We start from the raw sequence: 17599 nt of genomic DNA, 5'->3' as shown, positions 1-17599 counted from the left end.
TTAAATCACAAAGGCGTTGATTATAGGAATGTTTTCCCCATCACGACCAGCATAATAGTGGTTTTTTAACGCATAAACGGGTTGACCAGTGCGCCAAACCAGCCGGTAAATTTCAGTGGCGCGTCCAGCACGGCAAAACAAATACAGTCTTGCTCCGCGTGAGCACGTGGGCGATGCATCACACTGGTATCGGCCAGCACAAAGTCACCTGCATGATAGGCGCCGGCGTTATCGCTGAAACTGCCGGATAACACCAGAGTAAATTCGCGGCCACGATGGGTGTGCTCGGGTAGTTGCTTGCCCGCCGCTATTTTATACAGGCGAGCATCGAACTCGTCATCGCCGAATGGCAGACGAAATTCTTTAATGGCTTTGCTCATCCCTTTCCACGGGATCTGGCTGACGTCGTCGGGTAAAAAGCGCTGCAAAGGTCGTGGCACATTGCCGCTGACCTTTACGGGGGCAGGTTCGGCTTCATCGCTCAGGCGAGCCAGGGTTTTATCGAGTAAATCGGCCGGTAATTCTGCATCATCCGACTCGGCAATCAGTTCGCCACCGAATTGCTCATAGATGCGGGTCTTTTCCTGACAATGCGGACAACGTTCAACATGGCACGCCACCAACACGCCCAGGGCGTTGCTGAGCATTCCGGCGCTGAAGCGCATCAATAATTCGTCATTTGGATGATAAGAAGCCATAAAAAATGTTGCCTAGCTAATACTTCAAATTTACTCAATGCCAGCCGCAGCCGGCTTTTTACTGTTCCCAACGGCAAAGCCAGTTCGTCACTGATTTCGCTATGGGATTTCCCTTCAAAATACACCTTGTAGAGGATAATCCGCTGCTCGGTGGGTAGATGTTGCAGTAGATTACGCACGATGTGCTGATTCCGATCACTTTCTATCTCTTGCTGCAGTGGTTCAGCATCGTGTTCGGATTGGGCTGACTCTGGCTCCAGATATAAGTCGTCGGCGCTGATCAGGTTATGCTTGTTACGTCTGAGCAAATCTACCCGTTTATTCCGTAACAGGGTGAACAGCCAGGTCAGGGCACTGGCCTGAGTCGGGTCATATAAATGGGCTTTGCGCCAGACCAGCAGCATAGTTTCCTGCACCAGTTCGTCGGCGTCCTTATCATTGGCTCCGGATTTAACTGCATAGCCTTTTAGCCTGCCACCGACAGCATTGAATAATTGTCGAAAGGCCGCCTGATCGCGCTGCTGAGCGATCGCTATTAACAGCATCTCTAATGCTGGTTCAACGGCGAAGTGAGTCGACAAGGTCTATCCTGATGATATTGAATTCTACGTTCACACGGTAAACGATTGAATTGCCTTGGTAAAGTTTGGTTTAGTGACAAATTCAGGTGATCCAAAATCAAACCCCACTGCGTAACGGCATGACTTAACGAGGAAGCTGTATGCAACAACCTATCGACAACGCCAACAAGCCCATAATTGGTATCAGCGCCTGTGTAGCAGGCCAGGAAGTGCGCTACAACGCCAGCCACAAACGTTCCAAATATTGCATGGACACTTTAAGCGCCTATTTCCGCTATCGGCCATTTTGTCCGGAGGTGGCAATTGGCCTGCCGGTTCCCCGTCCAGCTATCCGGATTGTCGAGCGGGATAACCAGTTAACCCTGGTCGAGACCCACGAACCGAAAGATGACCATGCACCGGCGATTGAAGCCTATGCAGCCAAAGTCGCGGCCGGCATGCGAGATGCCAGTGGCTTTATTTTTATGCAAAAGTCACCGACCTGCGGCCTTGGCAGCGCCAAGGTGTATGGCATTAAAGGTGGGCCTTTGCGCTCGGATGATGGCCTGTTTGTGCGCGCACTGCGTAAACACCTACCGCTGCTGCCCATTACTGAGGCGGGGCGCCTGAACGATGCCAAGCTACGTGAGCACTTTTTTGCTCAGGTGTACGCCTATCATGAATGGCAAACCGAAATTATGCCGAATCTGTCCGTGCGCCAACTCACCGATTTTCATTATCGCTATAAAATGACCCTGCGCGCCCATGATCAGGTGATTCTGCGCCAATTGGGCAAACTACTTGCTGATCCACACAATGTGTCGCTCGAGGAACTTGCACAGCGGTATATCGAGGACTTTATGCGGGCGCTTAGCAAGGTTATCGGTGTCAAACACCATGCCTATGCCATGACGCGCATGGTGCACTATATGAAACGCTGGATGACGACAGACGAGCGTCAATATGCCGACCAGCTGATTGAGCAATATAAGCAGGGCAGCATCCCGCTGGTGGCACCCATGTCGACGCTGCGCTTCTTTATGCAGAAATATCAGTGTGCCAAGCGTTTAGCGGTGTGGGAGCCTTATCCACAGGAGCTGGGGTTACAAAATGCCATCTAAGCCACAAAGCTTAATGTGGTTTCGCGCAGACCTGCGTGTGGCCGATAACCCTGCCTTGCACCTGGCAATGCAAAATGGCCCGGTGCTGGCGGTGTTTTGTGCCACTGAAAAACAGTGGCAGCAACATGATATCTCGCCGGCGAAAAAAGCCCTGCTGGTCGCGCAGGTGCGTGATCTCGCTGACTCGCTGGCGCAACTGAATGTGCCCTTGCTCGTGCTCGATTGCCCGCTGTTTGCGGATATTCCGGATGCATTAGCGGCGCTGGTAAAACAACACGATATTCAACAGCTTTATTACAACCACGAATACGAAGTTAATGAGATGGGCTTGTCTCGCCAGGTCACCAAACGCATGAAATCGTTGGGCGTGGCGGTGCGCAGTGAGCATGATCAGGTCCTGACGGTACCCGGGTCTATTCGTACTGGCAGTGGCGAGTTCTATAAGGTGTTTACCGCGTTTAAAAAGGCGCTGTATAAAGCCGCCCCGGATATTCTGCGGCCGTATTACGCTGCGCCGGATGCCCAGCAAAAAGTAGATATGAACAGTGATCTTCAGGCACTGGATAATCTGGACGTGGACAATAGCTGGCTTGAGCGTTGGCCCGCCGGTGAACAACTGGCGCAGCAACAATTGCAGCGTTTTGTGCACGAAGCCATCCGGGATTACAAACAGACCCGCGATTTTCCTGCACAGGATAATACCAGTCGTTTATCGGCGTATCAGGCCGTCGGTGCACTCAGCACCATGCAGTGTTTACGCGCCGCGCTGGCTGAAAATAATGGCGAATTGGATAGCGGCAACGAGGGCATTGTCACCTGGATCAATGAACTGATTTGGCGCGATTTTTATCGCCATTTATTGGTGGCATATCCGGATTTGTGTAAGCACAAGGCGTTTAAATCCGATACCGACCGCTTACCCTGGAAGCACGACGAAGACAAATTTCAGCGTTGGTGTGAGGGCAACACGGGCTATCCCATCGTGGATGCGGCCATGCGCCAGATGAATCAAACCGGCTGGATGCACAATCGACTACGCATGATCGTAGCGATGTTCCTGACCAAGCACCTGTTTATCGACTGGCGTTGGGGTGAGCGTTACTTTATGCAAAAGCTGGTGGATGGCGATTTGGCATCAAATAATGGTGGCTGGCAATGGAGCGCCTCAACCGGCTGTGATGCGGTGCCATATTTCCGGATTTTTAATCCGGTTACGCAATCAGAACGTTTTGATCCAAAAGGGGATTTTATCCGTAACTATGTTCCGGAAATAGCTAAGTTCGACGCCAAAAAAATTCATATGCCGTCGGCCGACTTGGCAAAACGTTTTGGTTACCCCGCACCTATGGTGGATCACGCCAGTGCCGTTGCGCAAACCAAAGCCTGGTTTAAGGAACTCAACGCCTCGCAACAGGAGTAACGCATGTCCACGCCGGTGATAGTGAGCCAGTTACAGACAATGTTTCAGCAGCTCAATGCCAGTAATTGCCACAGTGGCCTGATTGAGGCGGTGTATGCGCCGAATATGGTATTTGAGGATAGTTTTCATCGCATTGAGGGCACAGACGCATTTTGTGATTACTGTGCGAATTTGTATCAGAACCTCAGTTATTGCCGCTTTAACTTTGAACGTTGCATTAGCCAGAATAATGAAGCCATGTTGACCTGGACCATGGACTACGCTCACCCACGCCTGCGCGGGGGTAAAAATATCTCAGTTGAGGGCGCGTCCTTGCTCAGATTCGACGACAAAATCACCTACCATCGGGATTTTTTCGACGGTGGCAAACTCTTGTATGAGCACGTGCCTGTGCTCGGCTCCGTTATCCGTAAACTGAAAAGCAGGCTGGCATGATGCAATCCACAACCTTGACCTGGTTAATCGGGGCGTCCTCTGGCATTGGTGAAGCGTTAACCGACGCGTTGGATAAGCCCAATCATACCTTGCTGATGTCGGCGCGAAGCGCAGATAAGCTCGAACAAATTGCCGCCAGCACAGCCAAAGGCGAGCGTGTTGCACTCCCGCTGGATATTACTGATAGCGCACAATGTGACGGGGTTGTGGCGCAGGTGAAGGAAACCTATGGCTGCGTGGACAGGGTAGTGTTTAATGCTGGCACCTGTGAATATATGAATGGCGATGCGTTGGAACAGGACGCCATTGAGCGGGTGTTACAGACTAATTTTCTCGCCATCACCGCGTTAACTAATCAGGTGTTGCCGCTGTTACTGGAGAGCGTCAAGCAGGGCCGCACACCACAGCTGGTGTTTGTGGGGTCCAGCGTGACCTATCTGGCCTTACCGCGTGCGGCCGCCTATGGTGCATCTAAAGCGGCATTGCGTTACTTTGCCGAGAGCATTTATAACGATTTGATTCATCTGGGCATCGATGTGCGCATGGTGAGTCCGGGCTTTGTGAAAACCCCACTAACCGACAAGAACGATTTCCCCATGCCGTTTTTACTTAGCGCAGAAGAGGCAGCTGAGCGGATTGCCAGCGGTTTACGCGGCAATCGCTTCGATATTCATTTTCCGCGGCGCCTAACCTGGCTGCTGAAGGGGTTAAACGCGTTACCGATTCGCTGGCGCTTTGCATTAACCACCAAAAGCTCCAGACTTCACTCTTAATTTTGACAGGATGCAGTATGCAGACGGACTCACAACAACAAAAAATCGCAGTCATTGGTAGCGGTATCGCCGGCCTGACCAGCGCCTATCTGCTTAGCCGTCAACACGACGTGCATGTGTATGAAGCCAATGACTACATTGGTGGGCATACTCACACCCAATCGGTGGAAATTGATGGGCGAATCCTGCCGGTGAACACCGGTTTCATTGTGTATAACGACTGGACCTATCCCAATTTTATTCGCCTGATGGAACAACTCGGCGTGCAGACAGAAGCATCCAATATGAGCTTTAGTGTGCGCTGTGAAAATACCGGGCTGGAATACAATGGCAATAACCTCAACAGCCTGTTTGCCCAGCGCCGTAATCTGTTTCGCCCTAAGTTTTGGCGCATGATCCGCGATATCCTGCGCTTTAATAAGCAGTCGCTGGCGCTGGTGGAAGCCGATGCTTTTGAACAGGAGCAAACCCTCGGCGAGTTTTTCCGTGAGCATAACTACAGCCACGAGTTTATCTACTTTTACATCGTGCCAATGGGAGCGGCGATCTGGTCTGCGTCCTATGACATGATGCTGTCGTTTCCGTTGCGTTTTTTCCTGCGCTTTTTCAAAAACCATGGCTTGCTAAGCGTGAATAATCGTCCCCAGTGGCGGGTATTAACCGGTGGCTCGCACAGTTATGTGGCGCCAATCACTGCGCCATATCGACAACAAATTTACCTCAATTGCCCAATCAGCCGCGTCGAGCGCGATGCGGATGGGGTGACCCTGCATTCAAGTCGCGGTGCAGAACGCTTCGATCAGGTTGTGTTTGCCTGTCACTCGGATCAGGCTCTGGCCATGTTAGCCAACCCCAGTGAAGCCGAACAGGCGATTTTGGGCGCAATACCGTATCAGATGAATGATGTGGTGCTGCATACAGACCGACGGTTTATGCCTAAGCGTAAATTGGCGTGGGCTAGCTGGAATTACCATATTCCACAGCGCACCCCGGATTGTGCCATGCTGACTTACTATATGAATTTATTGCAGAATTTCGGTGAAACGTCGGAGCCCATTTTGGTCACGCTAAATCGCAGTAACGAAATTGATCCGGCCAAAGTCATCAATAGATTTCGTTACAGCCACCCGGTGTTTACCGCAGACGGCATGCTGGCGCAGGCTCGCCACAGTGAAATCAGCGGCAAGCAGCGTAGTCATTATTGTGGTGCCTATTGGTTTAATGGTTTCCATGAAGATGGCGTCAATTCTGCGTTGCGCGTGGCTGAGGCCTTTGGGATCAGCTTGTGAGTCAGTTCAACAGCGGAATTTATCACGGCGAAGTCCGTCACCGGCGTTTTGTGCCCCACGGACACAGCTTCAGTTACCCGCTGTATATGTTGTATCTGGACTTGGATGAATTACCCGCATTGGATAAGCAGGTGCGCTGGTTTGGCGTTAACCGTGCCAACCTGATCAGTTGGTGGCGCAAGGATTACCTGCGCAGTGGCGGCGAAGATTTAAAGCAGGCGGTACTGGCGAAAGCCGCCGACTTTTATCGCAGGCACGATACTGCGCTACCAGACTGGCAGCGGGTGTGTATGCTGACCCAGCCTCGATATCTGGGCATAGTGTTTAACCCCATCACCCTGTATTACTGCTTCGATGCCACCAACCAACTGCAAACCATTGTGGCGGACGTGGGTAATACGCCCTGGAACGAGCGTCATGCCTACGTGTTGCCGATGCAGGGCAGTATCGGCGATGTGCAAAGTACCGATCATGGTCATCAGCAGCATTTTCGTTGTCACAAGGTGTTCCATGTATCGCCCTTTAATCCGATGCAGATGGACTACCAGTGGCGTGTCAGTGCACCTGGGAAACAACTGTTCGTGCATATTGAAAATCACCTTCAGGGTGAGGGTAATGAAAAGCACTTTGATGCCACCATGGCGATGCAATTAGCGCCAATTGAACAGTTGTCACGCTTTGCCTGGCGCCAGCCATTGATGACAGTGCAGGTGGTGTGGGGCATTTATTGGCAGGCCCTGAAGTTGTGGTTTAAGCGCACGCCCATTTACGATCATCCCTGATAGCAAAAAATATTTGTATTTTTTTCTACTTTGTTCCTGATCTAAAGTTAGCTTTTCTGGCGTATAGGCTAGAGTTATCAATAGCTTATAAATCCTGGGAGTAGGGATGTCTGCGCAAATCAACGCACAACCAATTAGTGGCGCCAACAGCGGCTGGCTCGCGTCACTGGCACGGAACCTGTTATTCAAACGTCTGCAGCAATTACACACTGGCACGTTAATCGTTATCGAGGGCGAGCAGCGTCATGTGTTCGGTCAACCGCTGGAGCAGCATGCCGAGTTGCAGGTTGAGTTGATAATCAAAGACCCGGGCAGTTATGTGGATATTGCCTTCGGTGGCAGTGTTGGCGCAGCTGAAGCCTATATGACCGGCGATTGGGAGTGTGACAAACTCACTCAGTTAATCCAGCTGTTTGTGCGCAATATGGATGTGCTGGACAAAATGGACAGCGGCTGGACGGTGATTCAGAAACCGTTGATGAAACTCCTGCACAATCTCAAGCGCAATACCGAAAAGGGCGCGCGTCGCAATGTGGCAGCCCACTATGACTTGGGTAACAGCATGTTCGCCACCTTCCTGGATCCGACCATGATGTATTCTTCCGGGATCTTTCCCCGCGCCGATGCCAGTATGCAGGAAGCATCGGAGCACAAGCTACGTACCATTTGTGAAAAGCTCGGTGTGCAGGCATCGGATCATATTGTCGAAATCGGTACTGGTTGGGGTGGTTTTGCGATTTTCGCTGCCCGTGAATATGGCTGTCGGATAACCACTACCACTATTTCTCAGCAGCAATATCAACTGGCCAAACAACGCATCGAAGAGGCCGGCCTCGGCGATAAAATCACTCTGCTTCAACAGGATTACCGTAAGCTGGATGGTCAGTACGATAAGCTGGTGTCCATCGAGATGATCGAAGCGGTTGGCTGGCAGTACTATCCCACTTACTTCAATAAATGCGCATCCTTGCTCAAACCAGAAGGCACTATGCTGATCCAGGCAATTACCATTACCGACCAGCGTTTTGAGCAATACAAAAAAGACGTGGATTTTATCCAGAAATATATCTTCCCCGGTGCCGGTTTACCGTCTGTCAGCGCGATTATGGATGCGGTGCGCGAGAAAACGGATTTGCGTCTGGTGCACCTGCAGGACTTTGCCGAGCACTACGCAATGACGCTGAATGCCTGGTGTCAGCGCTTTATGCAACGGGCCGAAAGCATTAAGGCACAGGGCTACAGCGATGAATTTATTCGCATGTGGGAATATTACCTGCGCTACTGCGAGGGCGGGTTTAAAGAACGCTCTATCGGTGTCAGCCATCTGATTTTTGCCAAACCCCGGCACAAACAGGAAGTATTGAGTCGAGCCTGATATGCCTCATTGGCGTGATGTCGTAATCAATGCCCTGCTATTTCAGGGCCTGTGGTTTGCCGCGATATTGTCTGGCTGGCAATGGGCGTTGCTGCCACTTGGCCTGATGCTGGTACACGTCATTGTGATCAGCGAACGCCCGTGGCAAGTATTAGCGCCCCTGATCCCGGCATTTTTGCTCGGCGGCTTTATGGATGCCATGTTGCACGGGTTTGGCGTGTTCGCGTTTGAAGCCAGACAACTGGAGATGCAAATCGCCGGTTTACCGCTGTTCCTGGCCATCATTTGGCTTGGTTTTTTACTCACATTACCTGTCTCCCTTAAACGTTTTGTCACCAAACCCCGCTGGTTTGTGCTGATGTGCGCCCTGTTGGCACCGTTATCTTACCGGGCCGGTGCAGCCCTCGGTGCCGTACAGTTAAGTGAACACTGGTTATGGTATCTTGTGCCACTTTGGGCGTTTTTCGGCTGGTATCTGAGCCGGCCAGCAAGGAGTTGTTCGCTTTGAAAAGGATCTTACTCGCCGGTGTCTTGCTGATTTCAGCAGGGGCGCAGGCAAATATCCTGATTGATGGCAATGCCGTTAGCCTGGATAAGCAGCAGCCGGTTTACAGCGAGCACTACAAAATAGAGCAGGGCGAAGATGGCCGAAATCTGCGTGCCGAGGTGGAGTACCGCTATCCCAATGGACAGGTGTTTGCCACCAAGTCCATTACCTACAGTGATAAGCCCGGCATGCCGTCCATTGATTTCACCGATCTGCGCAGTGGCGTGCGCACCCGCGCTACACCGGAGCAAGATGGTATCCGGGTCGAGCATCTGCGCCCGGGTAAAAGTGATGTAAAGGTGGTCGACTATCCGCGCAAGCGTCCTGTGGTGGTCGATGCGGGCTTTGATCGCTTTGTTAAAGATAACTGGCAGCGTCTGCTTGACGGAGAAAAACTGCACTTCGCATTTTTCCCGATTGACCGGGGTGAATTGGTCGATTTTTCTTTGAAGTTGGTCAGCAGCAATCAACAGCAAGTGGAACTAAAATTAGCACCGGACAGCTTTTTAGTGTCGCTGGTGGTTGACCCGATCACACTGCTGTATGACTCCCAACAACGTCTGCTGGAATACCGTGGTTTAACCAATATTGAGCAGGGTGATCACAGCAAATTAAAAGGCAAAAATTACCTCGCCAGTATCCGTTATATGTACCCGCAAAACGCAGATAAAAAATAGTTGCTTGCACGCCCCTCAACCCATTGTAACTTGCTAAATTTACTGCAGAATACGCACATTCATTGCGGATTCTGCCGTTCCTCAATAATCCCCCTTGTCAGCGAGCAGTCTGACGCAAAACAGGTTGGGGTCTCACCGAAAGCCGACTAGGCTTTAGGGCGTAAAGTTAGTCACAATTTTTTATGTGGAATTCATGACCAAAACACTTATTGTTGCCGATCATCCCCAGTTACTGAATGAAGTACAGGACGCTGAAGTACTCAGCTTTGATCAATATCTCGCTCAATATCCGAAAGTAAATGAGCCAAAAACCCGGGTAATTAACCTGTGCGATACCAGCCAGTACCTGAGTCGCGGCTATTACTGTTCATTATTGGCAGAAGCGCGTCAGCACCGGGTTTTACCGGGACTGGCATGCATCAACGACATTCGTAACGCCGAGCAGGTACGCAACAGCCTGCTGATTAACCTATCTGCCGAACAAAGCGCCAAACTGACCGATGAACTGACCCTGTGGGTGTTTTTTGGCTGGTCATCCAACGAGGCGTTTAAACGGGTGTCTCGTCAGGCATTTGAACAATTTCCTGCGCCGATCTTGCGTGTAACCTTGCGTCGCGATGCCGATGGCGTGGCGGCCAATGTACAAAGTGCGGCATTACATGATGTGCCAGAGCAGGAACAAGCCGCATTTGTTACCCGTATGCAACGCTTTACCCGCGATGTATGGCGCACCTCGGCCACTAAACGCAAGCCGCGTTGGGAACTGGCGATTTTAGTTAATGATGACGAACCATCGCCGCCCAGCGATGCTGACGCGATCAAACGTTTTATTAAAGCGGCCTCCAAGCTGGGGATTCATGCAGAAACCATCAGCCACAAAGAGGCGGGGCAGATTGCTGAATACGATGCGCTATTTATTCGCGAAACCACAGCGATTGATCATCATACCTATCGCATCGCCCGTGCAGCAGAGCAGGAAGGCCTGGTGGTGATTGACGATCCGACTTCGATTCTGCGCTGTTGTAATAAAGTGTTTTTGCACGATGCCTTTAGCTACAACAAAGTACCGTCGCTTAAGACCATGGTTTCCATTGGTGCCGATGATGCAGAGCTGGATCGTCTGGAGCAGAATTTTACCTATCCGATGGTATTAAAATTGCCGGAAGGGTCTTTCTCCCGCGGTGTTTTCAAAGTGGATGACCGTGCAGAGCTGCGCGCCAAACTGCTGGAATTACTGGACGTCAGCGCGTTGGTATTGGTGCAGGAATTCCTCTACACCGAGTATGACTGGCGTATCGGCGTGTTAAATGGCCGGGCGATTTACGCCTGTCGCTATCATATGGCGCGCAAACACTGGCAGATCTATAACCACGGTTCGAAGCGTTTTAGTACTGGTGGCTTTGAAACCCTGCCAACCTTTGAAGTGCCAAGACAGGTGCTGGATGCCGCGTTAAAAGCCTGTGCCATGATAGGCAAGGGTCTGTACGGGGTGGATATCAAGCAAAAAGACAATCACGTATATGTGATTGAGGTTAACGATAACCCCAGCATCGACCATGGTGTGGAAGACAAATATCTGGGTAATGAGCTGTATATGCTGATTATGCAGGAATTTGCTAATCGTCTTGAAATGCGTGGTAAAGCGCAGTGAGCGATAGCGTGAATTACCTCAGCGCCGGAAAACAGCATCTTGAGCAGTTACTGGCGTTAGAGGCGAAATGCTTTAAAACCGACCGCATGAGTCGGCGCAGTATGAAACGCTTTATCGAACACAATCATGCGGTGTTCGAGGTGGCTGAATGCAATGGTCAGCTGGTTGGGTATGCGCTGGTACTGTTTCATCGGGGTACCCGCTTAGCCCGGTTATATTCGATTGCGGTGGATCCGGACATGCAGGGGCGTGGAATTGCGTCACAGTTAATGAAGGATGCGGAAAAAGGCGCCATAGAGCATGGTGCGTTGTATTTGCGCCTGGAAGTTAACCTGCACAATCATGGTGCTATCAGCCTGTACAAAAAGTTTGGCTATCGCGAGTTTGGTCTGTTGCATGATTACTATGAAGATCATGCCGACGCGTTGCGGATGCAAAAACAAATCCGGACCCCGCAAGCACAGAGTATGACGGCGCAGGTGCCCTGGTACCGGCAAACCACCGACTTTACCTGTGGCCCCGCGGCATTAATGATGGCCATGGGCGCGCTGGATAAACAGCGTGTGCATACTGTCAGTGATGAACTGGTCATCTGGCGCGAAGCGACCACCATTTTTATGACCTCTGGCCATGGTGGCTGTCATCCGTTGGGACTGGCGATTGCGGCGGTGCGGCGTAATTTTAATGCCGAGGTCTGGATCAATCAGACGCAACCCCTGTTCGTGGATGGTGTCCGTGATACCGACAAAAAAGCGATTATCGCTAAGGTACATGAAGACTACGAACAGGAAGCGGCGGCGTTACATATTGATGTGGAATACGCCAACATTACTCAGGAGCGTATTGCTGACGCCTGCCGTGATGGGGAAGTGGTGTTGGTGCTGATCAGTACCTTCAGGCTGGACAGCAAAAAGGCGCCTCATTGGGTAGTGGTCAGTGGTGTGGATGAAAAATGTTTTTATCTGCATGACCCGGATCCAGATGATAAACATCAGGATCCGCTGGATTGTCAGTACATACCCATCGCTCGTCAGGATTTTGAAAAAATGTCGCAGTTTGGCAGCAGCCGTCTGCGTACCGCGATTATTTTGTCCCGTTAATCGCGTTTAACGCATCATTAACCCGCTCGTAATTGAAAATAAAGCCTGCATCCCTGAGTTTTTCAGGGATGCAGCGCTGCCCATAGATTAATAGGTCGGCCATTTCACCAAACAGTAAGCGCAACATGAATTCTGGCATAGGAAACAGGCAAGGGCGGTGCAATGACTTTGCCAGCGCCCGGCTGAAAGCGCGGTTAGTAACTGGATTAGGTGCGCACAGATTAAACGGACCATGCAGGCGTGACTCACGCAGAAGATATTGAATTGCATCGACCATATCGTCGATATGGATCCAGGGCATATATTGATTGCCACTGGCCATCGGGCCACCCAAACCAAACTTAAACGGCGGTAACATTTTTGCCAGCGCTCCGCCATCTGCACTAAGTACAATGCCGGTTCGCAGTAAGCAAACCCGCACACCGTAGTCGTTGGCCTTTAAGGCTGCCGCTTCCCACATGGCGCACAGATGATGACTAAACTCGTCATAACAATTCTGTTCCTGCTCAGTCACCGGGTTTGCCCCCTGACGTCCGTAATAGCCAACCGCCGAGCCACTGACCAGCACATCCGGCTTTTGCTGTAGCCGTTCTATCAGGGTAATCAGTTCATTGGTGGTGCGGATTCGACTATCGACAATGCGCTGTTTCTGTTCGTGGCTCCAGCGCTTATCGGCAATGGGCTCGCCGGCCAGATTGACGATGGCACTGATGTCTTCGTTGTCGGCTAGTTCAGACAGGTCGCGGATAAAGCGCAGTGATACGGCTGTGAGGTGGCGAAACACCTCGTGCCGTGCCGCTTCACCCTGGCGGGTGAGGACGATCCATTCATGCTGCGGCATATGGGTGATCAGGGCGCGGCCAATCAGCCCAGTACCGCCTGTGATCAGAATCGCCATATGGGTTGCTCCGAATGTTATGCCTTATTGCAGGATAGGCTCAAAGATACTGAATCGGCAAAACGCAGAGCATGGGGTTTGTCGATTTCTACTTCGGCATATTCTACCCAGGCGTGCTCCGCAGCAATGGCCAGAACATCCGCAGTGAGCTTTTCCAGCAAATAGAAGCGGTTGTTTTCCACCAAGGCAATAATGCGCTTGGTAATGGTGCGATAATTCAGCGCGTCATCCATATTGTCAGAATCGGTCGCTTGCTCGGCGCGATAACGAATGCGCACATTCACCACCACGTCCTGTTTGTTTTTAATTTCGTCGTCATTGATACCGATAAAAGTACGCAGACGCAGATTCTTAATTCTGATTGTGGCGAGATCTAACTTCATAAATTTGCTAACAATTTGATTTTTCGACAGTATAACGTGGTTCCTAAGCTATGTACGAAAAAACACTCTATGCAGATCAGCCCATCTTCTTCTCTTCGCACCCTGCTGGTAATGGCCAGTGTGGTGATTATTCTGGCCGGTCTGAAAACCGCCAGCGCGATTATCGTACCATTTTTGATGTCGGTGTTTATCGCCATATCCTGTTACCCACTTATTGATTGGGCCGGACGACATCGTATTCCCCGTTGGCTGGCCATCGTGCTGGTGATTTTGTTGATCGTCATTATGGGTATGTTCCTGGCCGGGTTGGTGGGGCGCTCCATGAACGATTTCTCCGCCAAACTGCCCATGTATCGTCAACAATTAGGCGATAAATTCGCCATGCTGACCCACTACCTGACGGTGCTGGATATTCGTATCGATAAATCCCAGTTACTCAGCTATCTGGATCCCGGCATGGCCATGAGTGTGGTGAGTAATTTACTGTCCGGTGTTGGCGGCGTTATGACCAACTTTATGCTGATATTGCTGACCGTGGTATTTATGTTATTTGAAGCCGACAGCTTTCCACGCAAGGTGCACATTGCGCTGGACGATCCGGCCATGAAATTGCAGCACATTGACCGTTTTCTCGCGTCGGTTAAAAACTATCTGGCGATAAAAACCGGGGTGAGCCTGTTGACCGGTGTTCTGGCGGGGTTACTGCTGTACATCATCGGTGTTGATCACTTTATGCTGTGGGCAGTGGCGGCGTTTTTACTTAATTATGTACCAAATATCGGCTCGATTATCGCGGCGTTACCGCCGGTGTTGCTGGCACTGGTGCAACTGGGTGCAGCTGAAGCCGGCATGGTGGCGCTGGGGTATGTGGCCATCAATATGGTGATGGGCAACATTATCGAACCGCGCTATATGGGACGGGGCCTGGGATTATCTACGCTGGTCGTGTTTCTTAGCTTAATTTTCTGGGGCTGGTTACTCGGTGCGGTGGGTATGTTGTTATCTGTACCGCTGACCATGATTGTAAAAATCGCGCTGGAAAGTAACGAGGAAAGCCGCTGGCTGGCGATGTTACTGGGCTCAGAAAATCTGCCCGCACAGCAGCCTGAACCGGCTCCGACTAGCCCTGAGGATGATTGAATTTTAAGGTGAAACAGGCACCTTGCCAGCGTGAGGTGCCAATGCTGAGTTCGCCGCCGTAGGCCAGCACCAGATCATTGACGATAGCCATGCCGATGCCGTGGCCTTCCTGATAGGTATCCAATCGCACACCCCGTTGCAGTAACCATTCACGTTGTTCTTCGCCAATGCCGGGGCCATCATCTTCCACCTGTACCAGCAAGCCATGCTGGTTTTTAACCGTTAGCTGTACCTGTTGGCTGGCTGCTTTGCAGGCGTTATCCAGCAGATTCCCGAGTAGTTCGGAAAAATCCGTCAAATCGCCAAAAAATCGTGCGTCTTCATCCACATCCAGATGCAGACTCAGCTGCTTGTTGGCGTGCACTTTATCCATCGCATTGACCAGTTTGTTGCAGCTGTCAGCCACTGTAAATCCTTCGTGCATGATGGCGTCGCGGCTGGCGACGGCACGTTTTAACTGGCGGTTAATTTGTTGTTTGATCTGCTCGATGGGGGCTTTGGCCGCATCAGGTAAGTTATCGGTGCCAGACAACACCGCTAACGGGGTTTTTAGTGCATGAGCTAAGTCCGACAGGCTGTTTCGATAGCGGCTACGCTGATGTTGCTGGGAGTCCAGTAACTGATTGAGATTGGTTTTTAGCGTTTCCAGCTCCGGTGGGTAGTGTCCGGCAAGACGTTTTCGCTCGCCTTGTTCAATTTCGCCGACCTGTTCGGTTAAACGGGCGACCGGGCGCAGAGCAGCGCCCAATGATGCTAACAGCACAATAATCAGTAGTGCGACGATAACTCCCAGCCAGCTCCATAAGCGGGTGCGAAACTCGGCCAGTTGATTGTCAAACAGCTGGGCGTTTTTCAGAATATGGAAAGTAACCGGGAACAGCATGTTCTGATCTTCGAAACTGGCGGTATAGCTAAACTGGAAATAGTCACCCGCCGGCAAGCTCACACGTTGAAACATTTCGCCGCCCACGGGGGGAAGATTTAGCGTAGGGGGCTCTGCCCAGCCAGCGGCAGAGGACGATTGCCACGCGGGCAGCATATGCATGGCAATAAACGCCACCGTACCAGAATCAGGTAAGTTCAATGCATCGTTAAATAATTGCTGCGGCATGTTGATTACACCGTCGCTTAAGTCGAATTCAGAAATCAGCCCAAGGTTTTGCAGGCGTAGTTGCTCATGGGTCGCATCCAGCAGACTCTGGCTAAACGCACGCTCTAGTGTCAGTGCCAGCAAGGGCACAAACACCAGTAACACAATCAGGGCCGTGCCCAGTGTGCGGGCGCGCAGGGACAGTGAATTCATAATTGGCGGTTTATACGATATCCACGCCCACGCAGGGTTTCGATAGGTTTGTAGGTGTTTTCTGGATCGAGTTTTTTGCGTAAACGACCAATAAACACTTCGATAACGTTACTGTCCAAGTCGAATTCCTGATCGTAGATATGCTCAGTCAGTTCGGTTTTGGATACCACCTTATCCGGGTTCATCAGCAGGTATTCCAGCACTTTATATTCATAGGCTGTCAGTTCAACCGCGTGGCCGTCGACACGCACTTCTCCAGCGCGCGTATCCAGGCAGATGGGACCCTTTTCCAGTAACGGACTGGCCTGTCCGGCAGAGCGGCGTATCAAGGCTTTAATGCGTGCAAATAATTCTTCATGGTGAAACGGCTTAGTCAGGTAGTCGTCCGCGCCAGCATCCAGGCCTTCGACCTTTTCCTGCCAGCGATCCCGCGCGGTCAGGATCAGAATAGGGCAACTAACCGAATTGGCGCGCGCCCGTTTAATTAATTCCAGCCCATCGATTCTGGGCAGGCCAATGTCGATGATGGCTAAGTCATAGGGGTATTCCTGGATCAGGAACAAGCCGTGTTCGCCCTGATCGGCCAAGTCGACGCTATAGCCTTGCTGGCGTAATTGTGAGTCTAGTTGGGTTAGCAAATTAGGATCGTCTTCCACTAACAACAGGCGCATGCTTAATCCTTATCTTTGGGGCCGCTTACCCGGCCGGTTTGCTTGTCAACTCTCAGTGTGACGACGCGACCATTGTCCTTGAGCACTTTAATTTTGTAGCTATCGCGGGACTGTTCGACTTTCAGGATCCGTCCACTGGTGTGACGCTGTGCCAGACTGACGGCTTGTGACTGGCTTATCTTGTCCTGCTGGTCAGCCATCACTGGCTGACCAAATGACATCAAGCAGACCAAAACCAACAGTGCAACGCGTAATTTCATAGTGTGTCCCGAGCGTTTTTTTTGCTCAGTGTACCTGCTTAGTGGGCATTGGCAAAACGCTTGTGACGGCGATGCTCAATCTGTACATGACGACCAGGGTGCTCTGGCATAAAGCGGGTATAAAGATCACCATGGTAGCGGTATGTGACGTTGTAGCCAGTCAATACCGGGCGACGATAGCGCTTATCCTGACGACAAACCCCATCACGGCTCAGCTCATGACCCAGGCTGCCACCGATTACGGCGCCGGCTACTGAACCCCCTTTGTGACCGCTGATTTCATGGCCGATGGCCGCGCCAATCACAGCTCCGGCAATGGTTGCACCGGCATCGCCATGGCCCACATAGCAGTTGGCTTGTTGCCGATAACTGTATTTCTGATAAACCGGCTCAACATCGATCACCCGTGCATACTCAGTTCGGCTACCGTGGGCAGCGGCGGTCAGGGGTAATAAGGCTAATAGTGGTAATAGTAATTTGCGCATAACGCTTCCTCCTGTGTGTACATCTCAACAC

20 protein-coding genes are annotated in these 17599 nt (G+C 51.3%); 12 read left to right on the top strand and 8 right to left on the bottom strand.

All coding sequences use genetic code 11. From position 1 onward, the window contains the following. Positions 1-65 precede the first annotated feature (65 nt). Both TK45_RS08470 and TK45_RS08465 read right to left on the bottom strand, forming a co-directional pair. Positions 66-698 carry a ChrR family anti-sigma-E factor gene (locus TK45_RS08470; RefSeq protein WP_131258216.1) on the bottom strand — a complete coding sequence of 211 codons (633 nt, stop codon included), beginning with the start codon at positions 696-698 and terminating at the stop codon, positions 66-68. Next, on the bottom strand, positions 665-1279 hold the full coding sequence (locus TK45_RS08465; RefSeq protein ID WP_131258215.1) for a sigma-70 family RNA polymerase sigma factor: 615 nt from the start codon (positions 1277-1279) through the stop codon (positions 665-667). Before TK45_RS08465 ends, TK45_RS08470 begins: the two co-directional genes overlap by 34 nt. Before the next feature lie 140 nt (positions 1280-1419). Here TK45_RS08465 and TK45_RS08460 point away from each other — a divergent pair, with 140 nt between their 5' ends. The 11 genes from TK45_RS08460 to rimI all read left to right on the top strand — a co-directional run bounded on the left by TK45_RS08460 (position 1420) and on the right by rimI (position 12428). After that, on the top strand, positions 1420-2379 hold the full coding sequence (locus TK45_RS08460) for a DUF523 and DUF1722 domain-containing protein (protein ID WP_131258214.1): 960 nt from the start codon (positions 1420-1422) through the stop codon (positions 2377-2379). Continuing rightward, positions 2369-3799: a deoxyribodipyrimidine photo-lyase gene (gene phrB, locus TK45_RS08455; protein ID WP_217350821.1), complete on the top strand. Its 1431-nt coding sequence runs from the start codon at positions 2369-2371 to the stop codon at positions 3797-3799. Before TK45_RS08460 ends, phrB begins: the two co-directional genes overlap by 11 nt. A gap of 3 nt (positions 3800-3802) precedes the next feature. Then, positions 3803-4234, top strand: coding sequence for a nuclear transport factor 2 family protein (locus TK45_RS08450; protein WP_131258213.1), 432 nt, complete (start codon positions 3803-3805; stop codon positions 4232-4234). Continuing rightward, positions 4231-5007, top strand: a complete 777-nt coding sequence (locus tag TK45_RS08445; protein WP_217350820.1) for an SDR family oxidoreductase — start codon at positions 4231-4233, stop codon at positions 5005-5007. The genes TK45_RS08450 and TK45_RS08445 overlap by 4 nt, the downstream gene beginning before the upstream one ends. Positions 5008-5024: 17 nt before the next feature. After that, the gene (locus tag TK45_RS08440; protein WP_131258212.1) at positions 5025-6296 is read left to right on the top strand and encodes an NAD(P)/FAD-dependent oxidoreductase; all 1272 of its coding nucleotides are present in this window, start codon (positions 5025-5027) and stop codon (positions 6294-6296) included. Then, a complete protein-coding gene (locus TK45_RS08435; protein WP_131258211.1) occupies positions 6293-7078 on the top strand; it encodes a DUF1365 domain-containing protein in 786 nt (261 codons plus the stop codon). The genes TK45_RS08440 and TK45_RS08435 overlap by 4 nt, the downstream gene beginning before the upstream one ends. A gap of 106 nt (positions 7079-7184) precedes the next feature. Next, positions 7185-8453 carry a cyclopropane-fatty-acyl-phospholipid synthase family protein gene (locus tag TK45_RS08430; protein WP_131258210.1) on the top strand — a complete coding sequence of 423 codons (1269 nt, stop codon included), beginning with the start codon at positions 7185-7187 and terminating at the stop codon, positions 8451-8453. Between the two features lies 1 nt (position 8454). After that, positions 8455-8961, top strand: a complete 507-nt coding sequence (locus TK45_RS08425) for a DUF2878 domain-containing protein (protein ID WP_131258209.1) — start codon at positions 8455-8457, stop codon at positions 8959-8961. Then, entirely contained in the window at positions 8958-9677 is a 720-nt protein-coding gene (locus tag TK45_RS08420) for a hypothetical protein (RefSeq protein WP_131258208.1), read from the top strand. The genes TK45_RS08425 and TK45_RS08420 overlap by 4 nt, the downstream gene beginning before the upstream one ends. Before the next feature lie 193 nt (positions 9678-9870). After that, positions 9871-11328 (top strand): RimK family protein, encoded by a 1458-nt coding sequence (locus TK45_RS08415; protein ID WP_131258207.1) that lies wholly within the window; start codon positions 9871-9873, stop codon positions 11326-11328. Continuing rightward, complete coding sequence (rimI, locus tag TK45_RS08410) at positions 11325-12428, top strand: ribosomal protein S18-alanine N-acetyltransferase (RefSeq protein ID WP_254426574.1); 1104 nt, start codon at positions 11325-11327, stop codon at positions 12426-12428. The genes TK45_RS08415 and rimI overlap by 4 nt, the downstream gene beginning before the upstream one ends. Here the strand turns inward: rimI and TK45_RS08405 are convergent. Together TK45_RS08405 and folX are read right to left on the bottom strand one after the other, a co-directional pair. Beyond that, entirely contained in the window at positions 12412-13326 is a 915-nt protein-coding gene (locus TK45_RS08405) for a TIGR01777 family oxidoreductase (protein WP_131258206.1), read from the bottom strand. The genes rimI and TK45_RS08405 overlap by 17 nt on opposite strands. Before the next feature lie 17 nt (positions 13327-13343). Next, on the bottom strand, positions 13344-13709 hold the full coding sequence (gene folX / locus TK45_RS08400; protein ID WP_131258205.1) for a dihydroneopterin triphosphate 2'-epimerase: 366 nt from the start codon (positions 13707-13709) through the stop codon (positions 13344-13346). A 69-nt stretch (positions 13710-13778) separates the two neighbouring features. On the opposite strand from folX, the gene TK45_RS08395 reads away from it, so the two are divergent. Continuing rightward, on the top strand, positions 13779-14849 hold the full coding sequence (locus TK45_RS08395) for an AI-2E family transporter (RefSeq protein WP_131258204.1): 1071 nt from the start codon (positions 13779-13781) through the stop codon (positions 14847-14849). Here the strand turns inward: TK45_RS08395 and TK45_RS08390 are convergent. Genes TK45_RS08390 through TK45_RS08375 form a run of 4 tightly spaced genes read right to left on the bottom strand, consistent with a single transcriptional unit; the run spans position 14830 to position 17568 of the window. Next, a complete protein-coding gene (locus TK45_RS08390; protein WP_131258203.1) occupies positions 14830-16152 on the bottom strand; it encodes an ATP-binding protein in 1323 nt (440 codons plus the stop codon). The two genes, TK45_RS08395 and TK45_RS08390, sit on opposite strands and share 20 nt — an antisense overlap. After that, on the bottom strand, positions 16149-16823 hold the full coding sequence (locus tag TK45_RS08385; RefSeq protein ID WP_131258202.1) for a response regulator transcription factor: 675 nt from the start codon (positions 16821-16823) through the stop codon (positions 16149-16151). The genes TK45_RS08390 and TK45_RS08385 overlap by 4 nt, the downstream gene beginning before the upstream one ends. Positions 16824-16825: 2 nt before the next feature. Next, complete coding sequence (locus tag TK45_RS08380) at positions 16826-17083, bottom strand: PepSY domain-containing protein (protein WP_131258201.1); 258 nt, start codon at positions 17081-17083, stop codon at positions 16826-16828. A gap of 38 nt (positions 17084-17121) precedes the next feature. Next, positions 17122-17568: a glycine zipper 2TM domain-containing protein gene (locus TK45_RS08375; protein ID WP_131258200.1), complete on the bottom strand. Its 447-nt coding sequence runs from the start codon at positions 17566-17568 to the stop codon at positions 17122-17124. Between the last annotated feature and the right edge of the window lie 31 nt (positions 17569-17599).

Origin of the sequence: Bowmanella sp. JS7-9 (genome assembly GCF_004329715.1) — a bacterium.
In the GTDB taxonomy this organism is placed as follows: Bacteria; Pseudomonadota; Gammaproteobacteria; order Enterobacterales; family Alteromonadaceae; genus Pseudobowmanella; species Pseudobowmanella zhangzhouensis.
Note: the sequence above shows the minus strand (reverse complement) of the source record. Positions and strands in the feature narration are given on the sequence as shown.